Annotated in this window: 1 protein-coding gene; it reads left to right on the plus strand. The window is 37.2% G+C overall.

Annotated elements, in window-relative coordinates:
* Window positions 1–291: helix-turn-helix domain-containing protein (locus IQR33_RS03435; protein WP_228013742.1), on the plus strand; the 291-nt coding region annotated here is incomplete at its 5' end.
* Between the last annotated feature and the right edge of the window lie 215 nt (window positions 292–506).

Below are 506 nucleotides of genomic sequence, written 5' to 3' on the forward strand. Positions count from 1 at the left end.
GATAATAAGCCGAGTAAAACTCAAACCTCATTTCTGAGACGTTTGTTAGTTGCATATCTAATTGATAGAGGTTTTAACACTGTCCCAGCAATAGTGGAAGCAACGAATATGCCTCGTAGAACCGCACAGGATACTATCAAAGCTATTCATGAATTGGAGATTAAAATTGAACACACTAAAGGTGGTGAGTTTAAGATAATAGATTGGGGTGCAGTAAATCGTGATTGGATAGAAATTAATCGACAGCACGTGTGTGATGTGCTAAATTATCCCAGTAAATTTGATGATTGAATTACCCCTTAAACGCGATACTTCAAAGAAGTCCCTTCACACTTTCTGTTAGTGAGTAATGCCATGATAGGTTTGAGGAATATACATGCCTTGTATTATTGATATTAACCACGATCTGAGTAAGAACAAAGAAAGCCAATGGGTCTCACTATGTGGTAAACACCTTTGGTTTAGTAATGACCCCCACAAAAGTATAGAAAATGCAAAACTAAGCG

It is taken from the genome of Vibrio sp. OPT46 (genome assembly GCF_015163535.1).
Taxonomy (GTDB): Bacteria; Pseudomonadota; Gammaproteobacteria; order Enterobacterales; family Vibrionaceae; genus Vibrio; species Vibrio alginolyticus.